Raw genomic sequence first — 24,514 nt, forward strand, 5'->3', positions numbered from 1 at the left:
TCATATCGTTAAAAATCAAAGTGTTTTAGTGTTATTTTAAAATGAATCGTGCATCCTTCTTCTATAAATGTACAATCTGATTTGTTAGGATATTACCAGGCAAAACAATGTAAGCGCATACAAGAGGAGGAATCTCTAGGATGAGTAAAAAGATCAGGAGAAAGGCACTCTCAGTTTCAATGGCTGGTGTGCTGCTGCTATCCGTTATTACCCCTATGCCATTCTCTAACCCGCTTCAAGCTGCTCCGGCTGCTGCCATGCAGGCTGCTATTGCTCCGGCACAGGTAACCGCCGATTGGTACAAGAGCTATCAGACGATGGATGGTGTAGGAGCCGCCTATGCGTATACGGATTCCGTCCATATGCTGCAGCTCGCTTCGGCCGGCCATCAGGATACGGTCCGGCATCTGCTGGATCTGACCTTCAGTGAACAGAAGGGTACAGGTCACGACATTGTCCGGGTGATCATCGGTGACAACGGCGGCCTGACGACTTCCGGGGCTACTGCGGCAAGCCCGGGGTTCAACCCGCTCACCAGTCTCCTGGCCGATGTGAATAATCCCGGCTTCGACATTGAGGGGAATGCCATTCCCATGCGTGGAACAGCAGGACAATACGGCTACAAGATCGAAGCGGAGAACCGCTATTATGACGGCAATACCGACAGCATCTGGCCGGTTGAACCGGAGCATGCTCCTGGAACGCTTGTACCTGTGCAAGACTTTGTATGGGATTATCCCTCCTGGAATCAGCCGATCGGCAATGACGACGGCGGCCCGACCAATCTCCTCAGTAAGCCCGGTGAACAGCCTGTAGTCATCAAGAATTCCCCGCGTACCCGCAAAGAGCTGTTCGATATCGATCAGGTCTGGACCATGCGCCAGGCACAGCAGTATGGCGTCAAGCAATTCTACGCCTGCACCTGGACCGTACCCTACTGGATGAGCCAGTCCAACACCAATTCTCCCAGCAAAATTGTCCGTGGCGACATCGCCACCATTGGCGGAAAACCGGTAAAAATATACTATCAGGCCTATGCAGATTATCTTGTCAATTATATCCGCGGCATGTGGGAGCAGTATGGGATTCCGGTTACCCACATCAATCCCTTCAACGAAGTCGATCTGGCGGGCGGCTCAGCTGCTTACGTTACGGAACTGATTAACGGTTACATCGGACCTGCTTTGAAAAAATCGATGCAGCCTGGCGGCGACCTCTATGATATTAAGAACCCGGAAGGCAAGCTCATTGACTTCATTCCCCAGCTTGCCGCAGTGGACGGCACCAATCTGGGCGCTTCCTTAAGCAGAGGCGGCGAGGTGTTCTCGCAGACGGACCCGGATAATGCGCTCGACAAGAATCCCTATCTCGATGTATTCACTACCCATCTCTACGGTACAGTTGGCATCGGTACGGATGAGACCAAGCTGTACCACACCGGGGATTTCTCCAAGAATCCTCTGGATTATACCAAGGACGGAAGCAAGTATCCCGAATATCTTACTAAGTATAAGCTCTGGCAGGCAGAATTCATGAACCAGGACACCGGTGACGGTTCGGCTGGAGCGTATACGCAGCGCTACGGTAATCAGAATATTAATGATGCCGTGCGCTGGTCTAATCTGATGACCAATATGTTCACCAGCAACCCGGGCTTCACCGGCTTTGTCTGGTGGAGCATGTGGGACAGCAACGGAGCAGACGGCTCTGACCTCATCCGCTTCGTGACGACCAACTCCCAGCAGGAGCCGGGACGGATCAGCACACTGACCGGTGAATACCGGTTGTTCAAGCGCTTTTACAGCTACGGGCATTTCTCCCGGTTCATGAATCCCGGCGATGTGCGCTTTGAGGTTACACGCGTACCGGCGCCTGATCTGAATGTGGTCGGCTTCAAGAATCCGGCTACGGGTGATTTCTCGATGACGGTATCCAATGCCAACAACGATGACAGCGTTCAGCCGCTGGAATTCAATTTGAAGGACTTCCCGGCAGGAACAGATAGTGTAACGGTGTTCCGCACCTCGGGAAGCGAGAACCAGAAGAAGCTGGGTAAGATTCCTGTATCGGGCGGCAAGTTCGTCATTGATATTCCGCCCGCAAGCGTTGTGACGGTTGTTCCGTCCAAGGGAACCTTTGCCACCTATCAGGGGCTGGACGGGGAACGCGATATCTTCTCCACGTTGGAAGCAGAGGGGAATGACAACAGCGTGCCCGGCGATAGTGCAGGTAATGCGGGCCGTGCCAATGAGGCAGTGACGCTGGGGGCAGGCGGATACCTCGCTTACAACAATGTGAATTTTGCAGACGGCTCGGCGAACGGCGGTGTGGTCCGCAGACACTTGCTGTACCTTACCGCCCAGACGAAGTCGGCGCAGGGAGGCAAGCTTGCTGCTTATGTGCTTCCGGTGGGGGCCGCTGCCGGCAGCAGCGCCGATATCCTGTCCCAAGGTACGCGGGTCGCAGAGATTCCGGTACCGGCCAATGACAGCTACGGCAAATTCCAGGACATGGTCGGTACAGGCGATCTTAGTGCTTACGGCCATAAGGATCTGTATATTGTGGCCGAACCAAACGGGACTGCGGGTACGATCACCGTTGACCGCTTCCTGTTCGGAGCAGGCGATTCCGACTGGAGTACTGCCGCCAACAATTCTACAGTATCTATTCCGGGCAATCTGCTGCTCAACGGGGATTTTGATACGGCAACCGCTTCCAATACAGACAACTGGTCTGCCGGACGTTACAACAAGGGAACCTTTGAGCCTGCTGCCGCAGGACCTGTGTTAACGGCGGATACCATACAAAGCTATTCGGGGCTGTCACGTTACCTGAAGAACAGCTCGACCTCGAAGGTTGCCGGTTCCGGCAAGCTTGCTGGCCGCATCGATGCTGCGCAGCAGTATGACGGAATGTGGCAGGATGTTACCGGTAAGCTGAACAAGGGAGAGAGCTATAACTTCAAGGGATACTTCCTCTCGATGATGAGCCGCCCGGACAGCTATGATGTTGCTGCAGAGCATCCGGGTGATGTCGAAGCGGCGCTGGTGTATTACGACGGGAACGGGAATCAGCTCGGAATGACTCCGATCAATGGCCGCGATATGCCTGAACCGTACGCAGCCCGTGAAGCCGGTGATCCTGCATACTGGGCGGGCGGCAAATTCATCGGACGCATTCTTGAGGGCGGGCCGCTTAGCTTAAGCTCCTTCCAGCCCGTGGATGTGAAGGTGGCGGACTGGCATGAGACGCCTAATCAGCCATTCACGTATGAGGAACCCGCAGGCACAGCGAAGGTGGTCCTGGCGGTGTATGCGAAGGATGCGAACATCCTGTATGCTGATCAAATGTCGCTTACTCCTGAGGCGGTCGTGTCGCACAACCTCTTTATTAATGGCGTTCAGCCGTCTGATTTTGACGAAGCGAAGCATGAATATAAATATACAGTCACCGGGAACGCCATTCCGAAGGTTACAGCGGTAACCAGCGATCCGGCTGAGCTTGTGAGTATCTCGCAGGCGGACAGTGCGCAAGGCACGGCAGTGGTCCGGTTCGTCAAAGGAGAACAGATCAAGACTTATAAAATCTTCTTCAGTACGAACGAAGTCATTGATTTCGCGGCTGGCCTTCCGGCGGGCTGGGAAGTCATCAATCCGGCTGATCCGCAGACTGCCCTTGGCTATAGCGCGGAGGGTGCGGCCATTCAGACCTTGAAGAGCGATACGGACTATCCGGGCAGCCATAATATGCTGCAGCTTCCGGGCTCTGCTGAAGGCAACTGGACGCTGACAGCGAAGCTCACCGTTGACAAACCGCTGAATGATCCGTCCATGGGTGAGAATGCCCAGGTTGGACTTGGCATCAGCGCTACTGCAAGCGGAGAATTTTACAGAATCAATGCAAGGAAGGTCAGCAGCAATATCAAAGTCAATAATTCAGGCAAAATTGGCACCCAATCCTTCACCAACAATACGAACCAGACTAACCTGAGCGGTACTAATTATTTCTTGCGGATTGTAAAAGAAGGCAATGTGGTGCAAGGCTATTTCTCGACCAACAGCGGCTCTTCCTGGACCACGATGGGCAGTCCGTCCACGTATACTCCGGAATTCTTCAAGGCTGCCAAGGTGCAATTGTATGGAACCAATACGAGCGCTGTAACGGACTTCAAAGTCACCTTCTCGGGGGTTACCCTGGTGAAGACCCTGGGAGAGACGGGGGAAATTACTGCAGATCAGCAGGCGGTAGAGGAAGCTGCGGCCTTGATTGGCAACCGGATTACCGTTCCTAATGCAGTAGAGGGTGAAGACAACACTAAGCTGATGGCCAAAGCACAGGCGATTCTGGATGGCAATGAAGCGCTGAAGCAACTGGGAGTGAAGACCGCTATTACTCTCCAGGGAGGCGGATTCACGCTGACTGTAACTAAGGGAAGTGTCAGTGTAAAGGTCAGCCCGTTCACTATTGCAGCGGGGATGAAGGCGGTAAGAGATTTCGAAGATGGGACCGTGCAGGGCTTCCAGCCGAAGGGAAGTGCTGGCGTGAAGCTGGAGGTCACCAAGGAAGCTAACCATACCACGGGCGGCGCTTATGCCTTGAAGGTCACAGGCAGAGCGGCTAACCCGGACGGACCTGCGGTCCAGGTCAAGGATACCGTCACCATCGGCAACGAGTACAAAGCGGCGGTATGGGTGAAGCTGATCAGCCCGGCAAGCGCACAGCTCAAGCTGACGGCACAGGTCAATGCACCTACGCCGTACTATGTCAGTCTGGCTACACAGACGGTCAGTGCAAGCGGAGACTGGGTGAAGCTGGAGGGAACCTATCGTTATCTGCATGATGATGTCACTTTATATGTAGAGAGCCCTAATAGCACTACTGCATCTTACTATATCGATGATTTCAGCTTCACAGACACTGGTCTGGAGAGCATTCTTCCGCTCCAAGAAGTGTATAAGAACGACTTCCTGCTAGGCAATATACCCGGCACTAATGATCTTAATCCGGGCAACGGGCAGAATGCGTTCTTCAATTATCACTTCAATGCCGTGACCTTCGAGAACGAGATGAAGCCGGACGCGCTGCAGAAGACCAAAGGTAATTTTACCTTCAACAAATCAGACGATATGGTTGCCAAATCCCGGGCGATGGGGGCGGAGGTCCATGGGCATGTGCTGGTATGGCATAGCCAGACTCCGGCGTGGTTCACGCAGCAGGTGGATGCCTCAGGCAATGCCGTGAAGGATGGGACGGGGAATCCGGTCTATCTCAGCCGCAGTGAGGCTCTGGCAAATATGAAAACCCATATCCGTACGGTCATGGAGCATTACAAGGATTCGGTGATCTCCTGGGATGTGGTCAATGAGGCGATGCAGGATGGTCCTCCGGCCGTAACGGACTGGAAGGATGCGCTGCGTAAGTCACCTTGGTACTATTCTGTCGGCCCTGACTTTGTAGAGCAGGCATTCCTTGCCGCCAGGGAAGTGCTGGATGAGCATCCGTCGTGGAATATCAAGCTGTATTACAATGATTTCAACGATGATTTCCCGGAGAAGCGGGATGCCATCTATGACATGGTCAAAGAGATCAATGACCGTTATGCGCTGGCCCATCCCGGCAAGCTACTGGTTGACGGCATCGGGCTGCAATCCCACTATGACATGAGAACCAAGCCTGCCAATGTTGAAGCGGCGATTGAGAAATATGCTTCCCTGGGCGTGGAGCTCTCCATCAGCGAGCTGGATGTGCTGGCAGGCATGAATTATTCCCTCTCAGCAGAGTGGGCAGAGAAGCAGGCGAACCTGTATGCCCAATTGTTCCAGATCTACAAGAAGCATGCGGATGTAATCGCGCGTGTCACCCTTTGGGGATATGCAGACAGCGCGAGCTGGAGAGCAGGCCAGAATCCGTTGCCGTTCATCAGCTCGCTGGCACCGAAGCCGGCGTATTATGCCATCCTTGATCCTGAGAAGTATCTGGCCGGGCATCCGCTCTATGTGACTCCAGAGACTAAGAGCTCTACGGCGCTGTATGGTACCCCTGACATTGATGGAAGCATAGACGACCTCTGGGCGAATGCGCCGGAGATCCGGATTGACAATCATCTGATGGCGACAGCGGAGACCACAGGAACCGCCCGGACGCTGTGGGATGAAGAGAATCTCTATGTGCTGTTCCAGGTCCAGGATACGCAGTTAAGCAAAGCCAGCACGGATAAGACGAAGCAGGACTCCGTGGAAGCTTATGTGGACGAAGACCGTATCAACGCCTGGCCGTACCGAGAGGATGACGGGCAATACCGGGTCAACTATGCCGGGGAGCAGTCCTTCAAGTTCCTCAGTAATTCGACACCGGCGGTCTCACCGGGATTTGAATCGGCGGCGGTAACCGAAGGGACGGCTTATACGGTGGAGATGAAGATTCCATTCCGCACACTGAGGCCGGAGAACGGGACACAGATCCGGTTCGATGCGCAGGTGAACAATGCAACCGGGTCCAATCTGATCGGCGTAGCTACCTGGAATGATCTGCTGGGCCGGGCTGCAAAATCAACAGAGGTGTTCGGCAACCTTACCCTCAGCGGCAAGGGAGACGCAGCTCCGCCTGTGTGGGCTGAAGGAAGCAAGCTTGAAGCTACCGGTATTACGCGTACAGGGGTTACCTTATCGTGGCCGGCTGCAATGGATAATCTTGGTGTTACCGGCTACCGTATCTACAACGGGATCGATTCCGAGCCGGTGCTTGTAACAGGCATTGAGCCGGTGGAGACCGCAACCGGAGCCGTATATCGTTATGAGGTAGCTGGATTGCTGCCGAACACGTCATATACCTTCAAGGTAGAGGCAGGCGATGCAGCGGGGAACTGGAGTAAGGACGGACCGTACGTTATAGTGACCACCCTTCGAGGTGAAGACATCACGCCGCCGGTCTGGGCGGAAGGAAGCACGCTTGCCGCTTCCGGTATCACGAGTAGCGGACTGACGCTGACCTGGTCGGCTACGGCCACAGATGACAGCGGCATCTACGGGTACCGGATTACGAATGGAACCGGAGATAAGCCGATTACGGTTACAGATGCTGTGTATACGGAGACCGTAACCGGTGCTGTATACAGTCATCAAGTAACGGGATTACAGCCGGGTATGCAGTATACGTTCAAAGTAGAAGCGGGAGACACGGGCGGCAATTGGAGCGAGGGTGGGCCTTCTGTGTCAGCAACGACACTGCCTGCTACCGACACCACACCTCCGGTCTGGATGGAGGGAAGCAAGCTTGAAGCCTCACGGATCACAGCATCCGGTCTGACACTAACCTGGACGCGGGCTGCTGACGATACGGGAGTGACCGGCTACAAAGTCTATAGGGGGGCAGAGGAAATCGCTGCGTTGTCTGGAACAGAGCTGCGGTACGAGGTAACCGGGCTTGCTGCGGGAACAGAGTATCATTTCTCGGTGCAGGCCGGGGATGAAGCCGGGAACTGGAGCAATAATGGTCCTGCCCTCTCTGTAACTACGCTGAAAGACAGTGGCGGTCCGTCTGAGCCGACGCCAACACCAACAACAAGACCAACACCTACGCCGACGCCAGTACCGACGTCAGTACCAACGTCAACAGCTACGCCAACACCGACACCAACATCGACGCCGGGAGCAACAGGTACACCAGCTGCGTCACAGACACCAGCACCTACGCAGACACCAGTGCCAAGCAGCCCGTTCAAAGATGTAGGTGCCAAATACAGCTGGGCTTCGGAGGCGATTGACACACTGTACAGTCTGGGCATCATCCAAGGAACCTCCGCGGCCACCTTCAGCCCGGAGAAGAACATTACGAGAGCGGACTTTGTGCTGCTGGTAGTGAGAGCATTGGGTCTCGAAGCGGAATCCGGTTCCGGCTTTGCAGACGTAAGCCAGGGAGCCTACTATTATGAAGCGCTCAGTATTGCGAAGCAGCTGGGGATTATCAATGGAACAGACGGCAGCAAATTCAATCCGAAGGGCGAAATCTCGCGGCAGGATATGATGGTGATTGCAACCAGAGCCTTGAAGGTGGTGAACAAATTATCTGCCGGCGGCAGTGCCGGAGACCTGGTCGGCTACACAGATAGAATGAAGGTGGCGAAGTATGCCATTGATAGTGTAGCAGCACTGGTCCAAGAGGGAATTGTCCGGGGAGACGGGAAATCCCTTCATCCCACTGGAACAGCCACGCGGGCGGAAGCTGCTGTCATGATCTTCCGGATATTGCAGAAGTAACACTCCATAGTTAGATACGTAGAAGCACAACCCTTATGGCAGTCAACGTCTACAGACATCGGAAGATGGGATAGACGTTGGCTGGCCGGAGGGTTTTTTGAGTAGTATGAAGGCTAACAAGAACGGAATTAGTTGGATAATGTACACTTGCTGATGAACCAATAGACTCTATTACAATAGCAGTTGGAAAAAATACACTTAATTTATCCCATTTCATCCAAAGTAGCGAAACTGGAAAAATTAGATGCTGTTTATCCACTTGCTTCCGGACATTTCACGGAAACCGGCGAATTAAGATACACTTTTCCATTTGTTTACTGCTTGAATTACTCAACTATTCATCCTCTCTAATACATAGCATCGGGCATCCCGCATCCCGCAACTCTGGGTCTTCCCGCCCAGACCTGCCGCTACGCGTTTACCTTGCTGTTATACCGGAAGTACTAATATTTCCTCTGCATCTTCTTTTTTACAAATAATTAGTTTATCATTGCTTCATTCCAAAGATTAGGAGGATTTACTATGCGTGGAGTAATAAGACATATAAGCCGATTGTGTACGGGGCTTATGCTGCTGGGTGCTGTATCATATGCGGGAGGGGAGCAGGTACTGGGTTCGCCTGTCCAGAGTGGACAGGTGATCGGGACAGGGGCAGCAGCTCTGGCTACTGTGGACGTCAGTTCTTCCATTACAGTGCTGGGCAGCCCGTTCAAGAAAGCGGCTTATGCGCGTAATGTCTGGGACATGCAGCTTTTTGGCGGCAAAATCTATCTGGGCCACGGCAACAGCAGCAACAATGCGCCTTCGCCCAATGCGGGGCCGGTTCCAATCTATTACTGGGATCTTGCCCAGAATAAATTCTCTGTGCAGGATGTTACGTATACGAACCCGGCGACAGGCAAGGTGACCACCAATGTCTATGTCATGGATGAGCAGATCGACACTTTCAAGGTGCTGAATGGGGAGCTGTATATTCCCGGACATGACTCCAGGGTACCAGGGTGGGCTTACGGGAATTTTTATCGCCTGAACGGGGATCACTGGGACCAATACATGAACATTCCCGGAGGCATCCATGTATACGATATGGCTTACTACAAAGGCAAGCTGTACGCAGCACTGGGCGCTAACGAAGGGCCCTTGATTTACGTATCTTCTAACGGAGGCAGCACCTGGACCCGCTTCGGTACCGTCTCGCAGTACGGGATTATGCGTGCCTACAATCTGTTCGAGCTGGGCGATACACTGTATGCGTCCTCAGCCACGGCAGGGAAGACCCAGGGGATTCCAAATGAAAAGGGGTATATGACCTCCATCAAGCAGAGCACAAGCGGGGGAATTCAGACGTCCAAGCTGACTTTTACCAGTACCCAGTTGTTCCCGGGTCTCAGCTTCGTTATCAAAGCGGGTGAAGTGAATGTTCCCGGTGTCAGCGGCCAGCCTTGGCTGAAGCTCCTGCGTACGACCCCGGTGAATGACCGGCTGCTCTATATTCCGGGTGTGATCTATAACGACCATCAATCTATCCCGCAAGGGCTGTACTCGGCAGCGGCCAACTTCCAGAATGTGCGCAAGGAGCTGTTACCTGACTCTGCTGTAGTGCCTATGGATATTCTGGAGCGCGGGGAGACGGTGTATGTGCTCGGTTATGTCAAGGAAGCCTCGGGACAATATACGAATTACGTCTACCGCAAAAGCACCGCCAGCTTCGCAGCCGGCGGGGAAGGCTGGAGCGAGGTCTTCCACTTCAGCCGGGATACGTTCGCCCGTTCCTTCGAGGAACAGAGTGGCGATTTCTATTTTGGACTGGGGAGCTATGCCGACGTCCTTCCGGCTTCCACCGGCACGATTCTGAAGCTGAGCGCCGGGTCTTATTAATAGCTACTCCCCAATAATCGCAATATCAGTGTTGATCCATTTGGCTGTGTCTACACTCTTGGCCTGTAGAAGCAGTGTGTTAATAATATCCTCGCCCCAGTTCTGCTCGTTCTGTGAGATTACGCGGGTAATCTGGCCGTTATCCAGCGCTTGCTGCAAGGCTGGGGTCAGGCCGAGGGCGAGGTTATAACGCTTCAGCCCCTTGGCCTTCCAGACCAGGACAGAGCTGGTGCTGGAGACGAAATCCAGATTAACCAGTGCGCTGAAATGGGGATGATCCGAGATCATCTGCTCCAGCTGCCCGGCAGCCCGCTCCTCACTGCCGTCATTGTGACGGATCTCCAGTACATCAATGTCCGTATGCTGAGTCAGGTAAGTCTGAAGTCCCAGCAGTCGTTCCCGGGTGCTCTGCATCCGGGACATTCCGGACTCCACCAGAATCATTCCTTTGCCGCTTAGCAGACGTTCCACCGTCTGTCCCATCACTGCGCCGGTTGCCCGGTTATCCGCCCCGATATAGGCTGCTCTCCGGCTGGCAGGCGAATCCGATTCGAAGCAGACCACAGGAATTCCTTGGGCGGCCGCTTTGTTAATCATGGCGGTGAGCGCCTGCGAATCCACCGGAGCAATCGCAATGCCGTCTACCCCCCGCTTAATCATCATCTCCATGATGCGGATCTGCTGCTCCAGATTGGCTTCATCGGGAGCTTGGACCAGCAGCTCTACATTATGCTTCCGGGCTACCGCTTCCGCTTTTCCGGTGATCATCTCGTAAGTGGCATTCACCATAGGGTAGATAATGCCGAAGGTCAGCGGAGGTTCTTCACCTGCACTTAACGGAGAATCTCCCGTTGTCTTCTCAGGAATATCCGCTGCTCCGGCTGCCTTAAGACAGCCGCCAAGCAGGAAGCCTGCCGTCAGCAGCAGGAGAACCACGGACCATCCCCTAAGCCTGTTTACGCTCACGCATTTCCCGCCCCTCTGCGGATCGTGTGCAGCTGCTCCCCGGTATTTCCCTGCCTGCGGAATTCCATGGGCGTCATCCCCGTTACTTTTTTGAACAGATTGGAGAAATAATGCTGATCGTTGTAGCCGACCAGATAGGCGATTTCAAAGGTTTTGTGCCCCGTGGATTTCAGCAGCTCCTTGGCCCGGTCCATACGTGTAGCCGTCAGAAATTCCGTGATGGTCTGCCCGGTCGCCTGACTGAAGGTCTTGCTCAGATGGCTGGGACTGACCCTGACCACCTTGGAGATGTCATTCAGGGAGAGCTGCTCCTTGTCGTATTGCTCACGGATATACTGCTTCACCCGGTCGATCAGCTCACGGTGCTTGTCTGCTCCTTCGGACCGCCATTCCCACAGCCGCTCGTACAGCTGCTTGAGATACTGAAGGCCGTCATCACTACTGGAGATTTGCTTCAGCTCTGTCTGCAATTCTTGGAGTATGCCGGCGTAGCCCGCGGCTGCGCGGAACCCGTTCTTCGCCGTCTGCACCAGCTCCAGGGTGATATCGTTCATCAGGTAACAGGCATATCCTGAGTTCCAGTTCATCTGTTCAAGCTCCTTGGACAGCTCCAGCAGGAAGCCTGACATCTGCCTGTGGTCGCCTGACTTCAGGAACTGGACCAGCCGGCTTCTGTCGAGCAGAACCCCATGGGCGCTAGGGTCATAATACGCCTCAAGCATGGCGGCGGAATGCATTCTGGACATCTGCTTGAACATCCGGTCATTCTCGGCCTCCAGATAGGAGAGGTGAATGCCCTGAAGACGTTCGCAGACCTTGCCCCGGCTGACGGACAGCTCCAGCCCGCAGCTTTCCCTCAGCCGCTGCTTCGCAGCCGCACACAGGTCATCCAGAGTATGGTTCATCCGGAGCGGATCACTGCCTTTATAGATCAGAACCATCTCCATCCGGCTGCGCTTGTAGATGAAGCTGTCGGCCGCCTCCTTGAGCAGGCCCGCTAACAGCGCCTCAGCATCCGGTGAAGCGGGGGGAAGCTCCGGGGACTCCTCCATATTGGGCGGATGCAGAGTAAATATAGCGGCGGCGTAGTAAGGAGCTGTTAACTGCAGCTCAAGCTGGGCCGCCGCTTCGTAGGCGGCAGCGGTGCTGATCAGGCCTCCGCACAGATCGGCGAACAGATTCTCGGGGGTGTAGGCATATTTGTGCCTGATCCGTAATTCCTCATCAATCCGGGCGCTGACGCTGCGCAGAAGCTCCAGCAGGTCGGCTGCGCTGAACGGCTTCAGGCAGTAATCCTCGACCCCCAGGCGCAGCGCCTGCTGGGCATACTGGAAGTCATCGTGGCCGCTGAGAATGATGATTTTGATCTGCGGGAATTTCTGGCGGACGACAGAGGTAAGCTCCAGGCCGTTCATGAACGGCATTTTGATATCGGTAATCAGAATGTCGGGCAGCTGCGCTTCAATAATAGGGAGCGCCAGCTCACCGTCGGGAGCGTCACCGCAATAGAGGAAGCCCTCCTTCTCCCAATCGATGCATTCCCTTATATTCTCGCGGATCAGGATCTCGTCATCCACCAGCATAATCTTCTTCATCACTAGACCCCCCTGTTCTTGGGTATGCGAACCGTAATTTGTGTGCCATAGCCTTCCGAGCTGTCCAGACGGATACCATATTCGGGTCCAAAATACAGCCGCAGCCGCTGATGCACATTCTGCAAACCGAAGCCGCCCTGGCCGGTGTCCTCGGGTTCCTCCGACTGGATGGGATGCTCGATCGATTCCCGCAGCGTCTCCAGCCGCCCGGCGGGAATGCCGATGCCATTGTCGGAGACCGTAAGCATAATGGAGCCTCCGTCGGTGTACGCGCCGATGCGGATCAGTCCCATGCCCCGCTTATTCTTGATTCCGTGATACAGGGCGTTCTCGACCAACGGCTGCAGGGTCATATTCAGAATCGGATACTCCTGCAGCTCCTCCGCCACCTCCAGCTTGAACTCCAGGATGTCATGGTAGCGCATCTGCTGGATAATCAGATAGCTTTGCACATGGGCAAGCTCGGAGCGGATCTGTATCCAGTCGCGCCCGTTGTTGAGGCTAAGCCGGAAGAACGCGGATAACGCCTTCACCAGCCGGATCACGCCATCGTGATTCCCCGCTTCCGCCATCCAGACAATAGAATCCAGCGTGTTATATAGAAAATGAGGGTTAATCTGCGCCTGAAGCGTCCGCAGCTCTGCCTTTTGCAGCTGCTGCTGCTTACGGATGCTCTGGGCCAGCAGCTCTTTGATCTGCTCCACCATAATGTTGAAGCTCTGCCCGAGATCGGCGATCTCATCGGTACCGTCCGGCTTGACTTTGGCTTCCAGATAGCCACTTGCGGTCAGGCGCATCTTGTGCTGGAGCAGCTGGATGGGCCGGGTTAGCCGCCGGGTCAACAGATAATGGAGCGTGATCGCAAAAATAATGCTTAAGGCCACGCTCACAATAATCAGCTGCCTGATCCGGTTCGCCTCGGCCACGATCTCCTGCAGCGGGGCTATGCCGATAATCGTCCAGCCTGTTGCCAGCGAGGAGGTATGGACGATGAACCGGGGCGGTCCGCCCGTCTGAAGCACGAAGCTGCCGCTTCTGCCGCGTTCCCCCGCAGGAATCAGGTTGTCCTGAATAACGGCAAGTTCTCCCGCCCTCACAGGAGGAACATAGAGGGGATTGTTCTGCTCGTCCAGCAGGTAGAAGAATCCGGTAGTGCCGATCGTCACCTTGTCGCAGAACTCTTTAATGAAGGAATCGCTCAGATCCACGATGATATAACCGATGACCTCATGCGTAATCCGCTGCTTGACCGCCGTCATAATCGAGATCACGCCCTCGTCCCCGTAGGTGAATCCGTCCACCCGGTCATAGCCGGTTATCAGCGGCGGGGGCACCCGGAGGATCAGCTCCGGATGCTGGGATAACGCCTGAAAATGCGGATTGCGCAGCGGGTTGCTAGCCGACTGGAAGATTCCCCGGCGCTCGCTGATGCCTTTGCCGTACAGATTAATCAGGCTGATGTTGAGCACATTCTCATACTTGTAGGTGTCCCGGTAGAGGGTGAAGGTCTGCAGAATGTCCTTGGCCTCCTGATAGGTCTCCGACTGTGAGAACAGAAAGTGGATGACCTGAGGATTATTGCTAAGCTCCAGCAGACGCTCGGTATCCTTGAACAGGTTGTCCATATTCGTTCCCAGCATTTCGGCCTGAAGCATGCTTGAAGCCTTGCTGTGACTGGAAATGGATTGGTAGGATTTCTGGTAGGAAATGAGGCCGACGGCAATCAGCGGTATGGTGGACAGCACTATGAACAAAGCCAGCAGTTTGGCTCTAAGACTGGAGGAGATCCAGCGTGTAATCCGCATTATCGGGAATTCCCTTTCACAAGTAGAGTAGATGCCGTTCCTAACTCTATTTTATAACAAATATTGGAATACCGAAACAAAAAAGAAAGCGCAAACAAAATATCCACCTTTTGAATAAAAAAGTACACCAAAATACCTATTCGGAGGGAATAAACCCAAAATTAGAAAGTAAACGCCAAAGGCTGCCCGTATAATGCTCTTCTGTAAGCGTTCTATAATGGGCACAACACCGGAACAAGGTGAACGTCAAGGGGGAGGAATAAGGAGATATGAAGAAGCTTGGAAAAGTGGGGGCTGTGCTGGCCCTGACCCTGTCCATGACCCTGTTAGGGGCATGCAGCAGCAATAACGGCGGGAACACGGCGGCGGATGCGGGTAAGACAGACAGTGCAGCAACGAAGGCGCCGGCGGCCAATGCCACCAAAGAGGCCAAGGACATCACGCTCGGCTTCTCACAGGTTGGGGCGGAGAGCGGCTGGCGCAGCGCGAATACGAAGTCCATTCAGGATTCAGCCAAGGAAGCAGGCTACACGCTGAAATTCTCGGATGCCCAGCAGAAGCAGGAGAATCAGATTAAGGCACTGCGTTCTTTTATCCAGCAAAAGGTCGATGTCATCTCCTTCTCTCCGGTAGTAGAATCCGGCTGGGATACGGTGCTGAAGGAGGCTAAGGCTGCGGGCATCCCGGTTGTTCTGACAGACCGTGCGGTGGATTCCAAGGATACCTCACTGTATGTTACCTTCCTGGGCTCCGATTTCGTGGAAGAAGGCCGCAAGGCAGGGAAGTGGCTGACTGAGCAGTATAAGGACGCTTCCGAGGACGTTAACATTGTAGAGCTGCAGGGAACTACAGGCTCAGCTCCGGCTAATGACCGGATGGCAGGCTTCGCCGAGACCATTAAGGATAACCCGCACCTCAAGGTCATTGCTTCACAGACCGGCGATTTCACCCGCGCCAAGGGCAAGGAAGTCATGCAGGCCTTTCTGAAGGCCAATAAGGATATCGATGTGCTGTATGCCCATAACGACGATATGGCGCTGGGGGCGATTCAGGCGATTGAAGCAGCAGGTCTGAAGCCGGGCCAGGATATCAAGATTATCTCTGTCGATGCCGTGAAGGACGGCATGCAGGCGGCCAGTGAAGGTAAAATCAACTTCATCGTCGAGTGCAACCCGCTGCTTGGACCTCAGCTGATGCAGGTAGTTAAAGATGTGGTCGACGGCAAGCCGGTAGAGGCCCGGATCGTGACCGAGGAGACAACCTTCACTTCCGAGCAGGCCAAGGAAGCTTTGCCTAGCCGCCAGTATTAAATACTATATAAGACACACTAAAGAAATTAACGAAAAGCAAAAAGAAGCGGAGGGGAAATTTGGAACTGGAGGAGCGGCAGCGTCCGCCTTTGTCAACGGATTTCAACCGCGAAGAGCGGATTAAATCAGGAAATCTGTTGAAGGGCAGCGGCCGGAAGTCCAAATGTTCACCGCAGTGACGACCAAGCTTCGAGTTCAAACCTTAAGTGTGTTTTATATAGCAGTAAGTCGGGTAGAAAACTTGCTCCGGCGGTCCTTGAACCGCCGGAGCGGTTGTCTATGGAGAAGAAGGAGTGGATATAGCTATGAGCACACAGCAGCCCATACTGCAAATGACCCGGATCCATAAACGGTTTCCGGGGGTGAAAGCTCTGACAGATGTGAGTCTGCGCCTGTTCCCCGGCGAGGTTCATGCCTTGATGGGCGAGAACGGCGCCGGCAAGTCCACCTTGATCAAGGTGTTGACCGGCGTCTATTCGATTGACGAGGGCCTTGTGGAGATGGAGGGCACAGCCATCTCCATGCGCAGCCCGCAGGAATCGCAGGCTGCGGGCATCAGCACCGTGTATCAGGAGGTGAATCTGTGCCCCAACCTGACGGTCGCCGAGAACATCTTCATCGGCCGGGAGCCGCGGCGGTTCGGCTGCATCCAGTGGAAGCAGATGAACCTGCGGGCAGATGAGCTGCTCCGGGAACGGATGAATCTGCACATTGACGTCACCCTGCCTCTACAGAGCTACTCTGTAGCGGTTCAGCAATTGGTTGCCATTGCCAGAGCGCTGAATATCTCGGCGAAGGTGCTGATTCTCGATGAGCCGACCTCAAGCCTGGATCAGAACGAAGTGGATCAGCTGTTCCGCATTATGAGGAAGCTTCAGCAGGAGGGGCTGTCGATCCTGTTTGTGACGCATTTTCTGGACCAGATGTATGAAATCTCCGACCGGGTCACTATTCTGCGCGGCGGCGAGCTGGTCGGTGAATACATGGCGAACGAGCTAAGCCGCCTGGATCTCGTACTCAAAATGATCGGCAAGGAGCTTAATCTGCTGGATGAGCTGCCAACGCTTGCGGCACAGGACAAGAACAGCCTGGGCGAAGAGCTGCTGAGGGCGGAAGGGCTGGGCCGCCGGGGCGGAATCGAGCCGTTCGACCTGAATATCCGTAAGGGAGAGGTCGTCGGACTGGCCGGGCTGCTGGGTTCCGGGCGGACGGAGGCGGCACGCCTGTTGTTCGGTGCCGACAAGCCGGACTTCGGGCAAGTGATCCTGCCGTCAACTGGCGGCGGGGTGCACTCCCCCCGGGAAGCCATAGGACGGCGGATCGCCTTCTGCTCGGAGAACCGCAAGACCGAGGGGATCATCGGCGATCTGACAGTAAGAGAGAACATTATTCTGGCGCTCCAGGCCAAGGACGGGATGTTCAAGACGATCCCGCGCAAGCGGCAGGAGGAGCTGGCCGGAGAATACATCCGCATGCTGAATATCAACCCTCCCAGCCCGGACCAGCTGATCAAGAACCTCAGCGGCGGCAATCAGCAGAAGGTGCTGCTGGCCCGCTGGCTGCTGACGGAGCCGGAGCTGTTCATCCTCGATGAGCCGACGCGGGGCATCGATATCGGAGCCAAGGCAGAGATTCAGAAGCTGGTGCTGACGCTCTCCCGGCAGGGGATGTCGTTCCTGTTCATCTCCTCGGAGCTGGAGGAGGTGCTGCGGGTCAGCGACCGGATCGCCATTCTGCGCGACCGCCGCAAGGTGAAGGAAATTTCAGAGAAGGACATGAGCCAGCAGCAGATTATGCAGGCGATTGCGGGAGGCTGAACCGATCATGAGCTCAATAATGAAGCATCATTTATTCTGGCCGCTGTGCGTTCTGGCTGCACTGCTGCTGTTCAACCTGTGTTATTCGCCGGATTTCTTCTCGATCACCGTCCATGACGGGCATTTATACGGCAGCTTGATCGATATTCTGAACTTCGGTGCCCCGCTGATTCTGGTAGCTATCGGGATGACGCTGGTAGTGGCTACCAAGGGGATCGACCTGTCGGTCGGTTCCATAGTAGCCATCTCAGGCGCCATCGCCTGTCTGAGCATCAGCAGAGCAGCGGATCAGAACAGTCTGGGGCTGATCCTGACCTCGGTGCTGCTCGCCGCAGGCTTGTCCCTGATGCTGGGGGCCTGGAACGGACTGCTGGTCTCCGGGGCCGGGATTCAGCCGATTATTGCCACGCTGATTCTGATGGTTGCGGGAAGAGGCATCGCCCAGCTCATTACCGGCGGACAGATTATTACGGTAACCAGCACCAAGTATGCGTACATCGGGTCCGGTTCACTGGCGGCGCTGCCTTTCTCTATTTTTGTCGTAGCTCTGGTTCTGGTGATCGCTCTGCTGCTTACCCGGCGGACGGCCCTCGGCCTGTTCATCGAATCGGTGGGCTGCAATCCGGCCGCCAGTAAGATGTCCGGCATCCGTGCCCACTTAGTTATCTTGTCTGTCTATGTGTTCTGCGGCTTATGCGCCGGTATCGCCGGCCTGCTGCTTAGCTCGAATGTCTCCAGCGCTGACGGCAATAATGCCGGTCTCTGGTATGAGCTGGACGCTATTCTCGCCGTGGTCATCGGCGGGACGTCGCTGATCGGCGGCCGCTTCTATCTTACCGGCACCGTGATCGGAGCGCTGATCATCCAGACGCTGACCACAACCATCTACATGATCGGCGTCCCGCCGGAGATTACGCTGGTTGTTAAGGCCTGTGTCGTCCTGGCCGTCTGTCTGATCCAGTCGGATACCTTCCGCGCCGCGATTGCCGCCCGCTGGAAGTCGCGGCATTACCCCGCTGAGAAGGAGATGAGCCGTCATGCCTCTTAACCGCAAGTATATTCCGATTGTTGTCACCATTCTGCTGTTCATCGTCATGTTCACCGCCGGTTCCTTCCGGTACACCGGGTTCTTCTCTCTCCAGGTGCTGATGAATCTGCTGGTGGACAATGCCTTTCTGCTAATCACGGCTGTGGGCATGTCCTTCGTCATCCTGTCCGGCGGCATCGATCTGTCGGTCGGCTCGGTGATTGCGTTATCCACAATGGTCTCGGCGAGCCTGGTACAGCAGCAGGGCTGGCCGCCCGCCGTGGTGATCCCGCTTGTGCTCCTGATGGGTGCGGTATTCGGCACGGCTATGGGAGCGATTATTCATTATTTCTCCATCCAGCCGTTCATCGTCACACTGGCCGGAATGTTCCTGGCCCGAGGCTTATGCTATGTGATCAGCATCGATACCATTACTATTGATAACACCTTCTATACCGCTATGGCCCAGACGCGAATTCCGCTGCCGGGCGGCAGCTTCCTCTCAATTAGCGCTGTTATCGCTATACTTGTCGTAGCAGCCGCTATCTTCACGGCCCACTATACCCGGTTCGGGCGCAATGTGTATGCCCTTGGGGGCAGTGAGCAATCGGCACTGCTGATGGGGCTGCCTGTGGCGAGAACCAAGGTGCTGGTCTATACGCTTAGCGGGCTATGCTCGGCGCTGGCAGGCGTGGTGTTCACCTTTTACATGCTGTCGGGGTACGGGCTTCATGCCGTCGGCTTCGAGCTGGACACTATCGCGGCGGTCGTCATTGGCGGCACACTGCTGACCGGAGGTGTAGGATATGTGCTGGGCACCTTCTTCGGTGTACTGATTCAAGGCGTAATTCAGACGATTATCAGCTTCGAGGGCACGCTCAGCTCCTGGTGGACGAAGATCGTCATCGGCCTGCTGCTGTTCATCTTCATCCTGCTGCAGCGGGTGCTAAGCTCCAGGCGGCTGACTATAAAAGAATAAGCACTCCGCATGGAGAGACAAATTATACTTGTCTCTCCATTTTATTGCTATATAATTGTAATCGCTATCATATGGAAGGGGGGATCTGCTTGCGAACGGTAAAAGAGTGCCTGGTGCTGCTGTTCTTCGTCCTAACACTGATGCTGACGGGCGGCTGCACGGGTGGCGGAAATAACGGCGGGCCACAGTCGATTCCCATGTCCGAGCCTTCTCCTGCGGCCCTTACAGGCCTGCTGCCATCCGCAGCGGAGAGTGCCGCTGACAACAAGCCTATCGTGCTGGGCTTCTCCCAGCTCGGGTCGGAGAGTACCTGGCGGGAAGCGAACACCGCCTCGATCCGCGAAGCCGCCGGGGAGGCGGGGATTACGCTGCTGCTGAAGAACGCCGAACAGGATCAGCAGCAGCAGTTCGAGGCCATCCGCTCTTTTATCCGCAGCGGGGTCGATGTGATCGCCATTGCGCCTGTGGTGCAGACCGGCTGGGAGCCGATTCTGCTGGAGATTAAGCAGGCCGGAATTCCGGTGATTATCCTGGACCGTTCAGTGAATGTACCGGACAGCTCGCTCTATGTCACGTTCATCGGCTCTGACTTCTACGAAGAAGGGGTGAAGGCGGCCAAGTATGTGAGGGACAAGATGCGCCATCACAGCGAAGAGATCCGCATTGCCGAATTGCAGGGAACCGTAGGCTCAACGCCGTCCATCGACCGCGGGCGAGGGTTCCGTAAGCTGATCGCGGATCAGCCGAACCTGCGGATTACCCTGAGCGCCCCGGCGGATTTCACGCGCAGCGGTGGTCATGAGGTGATGAAGACCTTCCTGCAGCAGCCGAAGGAGAAGTGGCCCCGCGTACTCTATTCCCACAATGACGATATGGCGATCGGCGCGGTAGAGGCCATTAAGGAGGCCGGGCTTGTGCCGGGGGAGGATATAATCATTGTGTCGGTGGACGGGACGCGGCGGGCATTCGAGCAGATGGTGGCGGGAAGCATCAACGCGGTGGTCGAATGTAATCCGCTGCTCGGGCCTCTGCTCATGCAGGCCGTGAAGGAGATTATGGCCGGCCGGACCCTGCCGAAGCGGATGGTGACCCCGGAGGATATATACACCCAGGAGCTGGCTGTAATAGAGATCAACAACCGCAAATATTAAGACAAAAAAACCAAAAAATTTCAACTTTTCAAACAAAAATCTACATTGTTCATTGGGCAGAAGTATATTAAGATGATCTCGAATAACAAATATTAGTAGATTCATTCAAGTAATTCAATAAGAGGGGAGGATTGTGAGCTTCCGGCATAAGTAACGCATCCGATTGAAAGGGTTTACAAAAAATTGTAATGGAGGAGAATGCCGATGTTCAAAAAGCTCTCGGTGCTTGCGATCACCTTTGTTCTGCTGCTGGGCTGTCTGCCTATGCTGTCTGCTCAGGCGGCAGGGAATGCCACAGCCAAACAGCCGGGAAATTCCAATCCGCTGATGGACCACAAGCTGGGTGCCGATCCCTTCGCATTGACGTACAACGGAAGAGTCTATATCTATATGTCGAGTGATGCCTATGTCTATAACAGCAACGGAACCGTGAAGGATAATGATTTCAGCGCACTGAACAAAATTAATGTCATCTCTTCGGCAGATATGGTGAACTGGACAGACCATGGCGCCATCCCGGTAGCCGGAGCCAATAATGTCAACGGTTCTGCGGGTATTGCCAAATGGGCCTCGCTCTCCTGGGCGCCTTCAGCAGCCGTGAAGAAAATCAACGGACAGGACAAGTTCTTCCTGTACTTCGCCAACGGGGCGTCAGGCATCGGGGTACTTACAGCCAACTCTCCGATTGGCCCATGGTCCGATCCGCTGGGTAAAGCGCTGGTGACAGGCAGTACACCGGGAATGTCCGGGGTGACCTGGCTGTTTGACCCGGCGGTGCTGGTCGATGACGACGGCAGCGGCTACCTGTATGCGGGCGGGGGCATCCCCAACACTTCGGACCCGGCATCCATCGCGAGTCCCAAGACAGCCCGCGTGCTGAGACTCGGTGCGGATATGACCAGCATTGTTGGAAGCGCATCCACTATTGATGCTCCATATATGTTTGAGGATTCGGGCATCCACAAGTACGGCGGCAAGTATTATTACTCGTATTGCTTCAACTTCTCCGGCACGCACCCGGCTGCCTATCCGGCAGGTGAAATCGGGTACATGGTCAGCAACAGTCCGATGGGGCCATTTACGTACACCGGACATTTTCTGAAGAATCCTTACACCTTCTTCGGGGTAGGCGGCAACAACCACCATGCGGTATTTAACTTCAACAACCAATGGTATGTTGTCTATCACGCTCAGACTGTGGCGAAGGCTGTCCTCGGTGACGGCAAAGGCTACCGTTCTCCGCATATCAACAAGCTGGTCCATAATTCGAACGGAACCATCCAGGAGGTTCAGGGAGACATGGCGGGCATCGCCCAGATTGCCAATCTCAATCCGTACACCCGGGTGGAAGCTGAGACGATCGGCTGGAATGCAGGCATTACAACGGAACGTACGCAGGCTGCGGGCGGTCCTGTCAGCAATATGAATGTGACCAATATTAACAATGGAGACTGGGTTGCTGTGGGCAATGCCGATTTCGGCTCCGGCGCTTCCAGCTTCAAGGCGAATGTGGCTTCCGCCACAGGCGGCGGTAAAATCGAAATCCGGCTCGACAGCGCAACCGGCCCGCTGGTCGGCACGCTGAATGTTCCTAATACAGGAGGAGCCCAGTCCTGGCAGGAGGTACAGACTACGGTCAGCAATGCGACAGGAGTGCACAGACTCTATCTGGTCTTCACCGGATCAGGCTCCGGCAATCTGTTCAACTTTGATTACTGGCAGTTCTCGACGGGCGGTGATGGCGGCACGACGCCTCCTCCGGTGAGCAAGGTGGAAGCGGAGGATATGACGCTCAGCGGGACCTATGCGGGCAAGATCACTTCCCCTTTCAGCGGAGTGGCGCTGTACGGGAATGATGACGCTGCTGCGTTCAATCAATATTATGCCTATGGCACGCATAACTTCTCGGTCCGGGGGGCTTCTAACAATTCATCTACGGCGCGGGTGGATCTGCTGATCGGCGGTGTGAACGTTGGCTCCTTCAATTTTAGCGGCACAACCCCTTCTGTACAGACGTTGACCAATGTGGCCCACGCCACCGGCAATCAGGAGGTCAAGCTGGTCGTAACTACGGACAATGGAAGCTGGGACGCCTATGTGGATTATATTGAATGGAGCCAGTGACGAAGCAATGGGGCGGGAGGAATGGGATTATGGCTAAAAAGGCAGGGCTGTACCTGCTGGCAATTTCGCTCATGCTTGGCATCCTGTTCAATCCTTCTACGGCTGCGGCGGCGACCTTCACCAACCCGTTTATCTATGCCGATGCCCCGGACAATGATGTCATCAGGGTAGGCAATGTGTATTACATGACCAGTACCACCATGCATATGACCCCCGGAGTCCCTATCATGAAGTCCTATGATCTGGTGAACTGGGAAATCGTGAACTATGTCTACGATACGTATGCGAACGGGGATGCCCAGAACCTGAACAACGGACAGAATGAGTATGGCAAGGGTTCCTGGGCCAGCAGTATCCGGTACAATAACGGGATCTACTATGTGTCCTTCGGGTCCAACTCTACCGGCCGGACTTATATCTATCAGACGACGAATATTGAAAATGGCCCCTGGACCTCATCGGTCCTGAACAGCTATTATCACGATGCGTCGCTGCTGTTCGACAATGGCCGGGTCTTCCTGGTGTACGGAGTGGATAATATCAGCCTGATTGAGCTGACGGCAGATGCCAAGGCCATTAAGTCTGGCGGAATCAGTCAGGTCATCATCCCGAATTCCAGCAATATTGCCGGTTCGAACTTCATCGTGAAGGCCGAAGGCGCGCATATCCAGAAGATCAACGGCTATTATTATGTGTTCCTGATCTGCTGGCCTTCGGGAAGCGGACGCACCCAATTGACCTACCGCTCCACCAGCTTAACTGGAGGCTATACGGGGCAGGTGTCACTTAACGACTCGGGCATTGCCCAGGGCGGAATCGTGGACACGCCATCCGGCTCCTGGTACGCGATGCTCTTCAGAGACAGCGGGGCGGTCGGGCGGATGCCGTATCTGGTACCGGTAACCTGGTCCGGAAACTGGCCGGTCTTCGGAAGCGGGGGCAAGGCGCCGCGGACCCTGAACCTGCCTGCCGAAGGGTATCCGGTGAAGAAGGTGTACGCGTCAGACGAGTTCACAGCACCTTCTTCAGGCTCAGGGCTGGCTAAGGTCTGGCAGTGGAACCACAACCCCGATAACTCGAAGTGGTCGCTGACTCAGCGCCAAGGCTTCATGCGGCTGACGACCGGCAAGGTAAGCACAAGTCTGCTGGATGCCCGGAACACGCTGACCCAGCGGACGTTCGGACCGAAAAGCACAGGCGTCACGGCCCTGGAGACGGGCGGGATGAAGGACGGGGACGTTGCCGGACTGGCTGCTTTTCAGGCGAAATACGGCTTCGTCGGCGTGAAGATGTCCGGCAATTCCAAATCCATTGTGATGGTCAATGCCAGCTCCGGGTCCATGACTCAAGTGGCTAATGTGCCGCTCAGCCAGAACAGAGTCTATCTGAAGGTGCTCTGCGATTTCACCAATCAGACAGATAAAGCGTACTTCTCCTACAGTCTGGACGGCAACAACTGGACATCCATAGGGAATACGCTGCAGATGTCTTATACGCTGCCTCACTTTATGGGCTATCGGTTTGCACTGTTTAATTATGCGACGAAGTCAGCGGGCGGCTATGCGGATTTTGATTATCTGCGTCTGGAATAGCTTGTTTGAATTTGA

At 55.0% G+C, this 24,514-nt stretch carries 12 protein-coding genes; 9 read left to right on the forward strand and 3 right to left on the reverse strand.

Translation table 11 applies throughout. The features are described 5' to 3' along the window. Nucleotides 1-140: 140 nt before the first annotated feature. Complete coding sequence (locus tag MKY86_RS10815) at nt 141-8,255, forward strand: endo-1,4-beta-xylanase (protein WP_083684304.1); 8,115 nt, start codon at nt 141-143, stop codon at nt 8,253-8,255. Between the two features lie 522 nt (nt 8,256-8,777). Beyond that, nucleotides 8,778-10,133 carry a hypothetical protein gene (locus MKY86_RS10820; RefSeq protein WP_143803492.1) on the forward strand — a complete coding sequence of 452 codons (1,356 nt, stop codon included), beginning with the start codon at nt 8,778-8,780 and terminating at the stop codon, nt 10,131-10,133. Between the two features lie 3 nt (nt 10,134-10,136). Here MKY86_RS10820 and MKY86_RS10825 read toward each other — a convergent pair whose 3' ends face one another. From MKY86_RS10825 to MKY86_RS10835, 3 genes are read right to left on the reverse strand one after another with little or no spacing between them, the layout of a single operon-like run. Next, nucleotides 10,137-11,099: a sugar ABC transporter substrate-binding protein gene (locus MKY86_RS10825; RefSeq protein ID WP_340826865.1), complete on the reverse strand. Its 963-nt coding sequence runs from the start codon at nt 11,097-11,099 to the stop codon at nt 10,137-10,139. Further along, nucleotides 11,096-12,694, reverse strand: a complete 1,599-nt coding sequence (locus MKY86_RS10830; protein WP_076073765.1) for a response regulator transcription factor — start codon at nt 12,692-12,694, stop codon at nt 11,096-11,098. Before MKY86_RS10830 ends, MKY86_RS10825 begins: the two co-directional genes overlap by 4 nt. A gap of 2 nt (nt 12,695-12,696) precedes the next feature. Next, nucleotides 12,697-14,499: a cache domain-containing sensor histidine kinase gene (locus tag MKY86_RS10835; RefSeq protein WP_076073783.1), complete on the reverse strand. Its 1,803-nt coding sequence runs from the start codon at nt 14,497-14,499 to the stop codon at nt 12,697-12,699. Between the two features lie 269 nt (nt 14,500-14,768). Here MKY86_RS10835 and MKY86_RS10840 point away from each other — a divergent pair, with 269 nt between their 5' ends. From MKY86_RS10840 to MKY86_RS10870, 7 genes are all read left to right on the forward strand, one after another. Beyond that, nucleotides 14,769-15,809, forward strand: a complete 1,041-nt coding sequence (locus tag MKY86_RS10840) for an ABC transporter substrate-binding protein (RefSeq protein ID WP_036729933.1) — start codon at nt 14,769-14,771, stop codon at nt 15,807-15,809. Nucleotides 15,810-16,114: 305 nt separating this feature from the next. Then, the gene (locus tag MKY86_RS10845) at nt 16,115-17,626 is read left to right on the forward strand and encodes a sugar ABC transporter ATP-binding protein (RefSeq protein WP_076073786.1); all 1,512 of its coding nucleotides are present in this window, start codon (nt 16,115-16,117) and stop codon (nt 17,624-17,626) included. A 7-nt stretch (nt 17,627-17,633) separates the two neighbouring features. Further along, nucleotides 17,634-18,674 carry an ABC transporter permease gene (locus MKY86_RS10850; protein WP_340826867.1) on the forward strand — a complete coding sequence of 347 codons (1,041 nt, stop codon included), beginning with the start codon at nt 17,634-17,636 and terminating at the stop codon, nt 18,672-18,674. Next, nucleotides 18,664-19,632: a galactofuranose ABC transporter, permease protein YjfF gene (yjfF, locus tag MKY86_RS10855; protein WP_076073788.1), complete on the forward strand. Its 969-nt coding sequence runs from the start codon at nt 18,664-18,666 to the stop codon at nt 19,630-19,632. The genes MKY86_RS10850 and yjfF overlap by 11 nt, the downstream gene beginning before the upstream one ends. Before the next feature lie 89 nt (nt 19,633-19,721). Beyond that, on the forward strand, nt 19,722-20,783 hold the full coding sequence (locus tag MKY86_RS10860; RefSeq protein WP_340826869.1) for an ABC transporter substrate-binding protein: 1,062 nt from the start codon (nt 19,722-19,724) through the stop codon (nt 20,781-20,783). Nucleotides 20,784-20,987: 204 nt separating this feature from the next. Further along, nucleotides 20,988-22,907 carry a carbohydrate-binding protein gene (locus tag MKY86_RS10865; RefSeq protein ID WP_076073792.1) on the forward strand — a complete coding sequence of 640 codons (1,920 nt, stop codon included), beginning with the start codon at nt 20,988-20,990 and terminating at the stop codon, nt 22,905-22,907. A gap of 29 nt (nt 22,908-22,936) precedes the next feature. Then, on the forward strand, nt 22,937-24,499 hold the full coding sequence (locus MKY86_RS10870) for a glycoside hydrolase family 43 protein (RefSeq protein ID WP_076073795.1): 1,563 nt from the start codon (nt 22,937-22,939) through the stop codon (nt 24,497-24,499). The last annotated feature ends 15 nt before the right edge of the window (nt 24,500-24,514 follow it).

This window comes from Paenibacillus sp. FSL R7-0333 (genome assembly GCF_038000365.1).
Taxonomy (GTDB): Bacteria; Bacillota; Bacilli; order Paenibacillales; family Paenibacillaceae; genus Paenibacillus_AQ; species Paenibacillus_AQ silagei.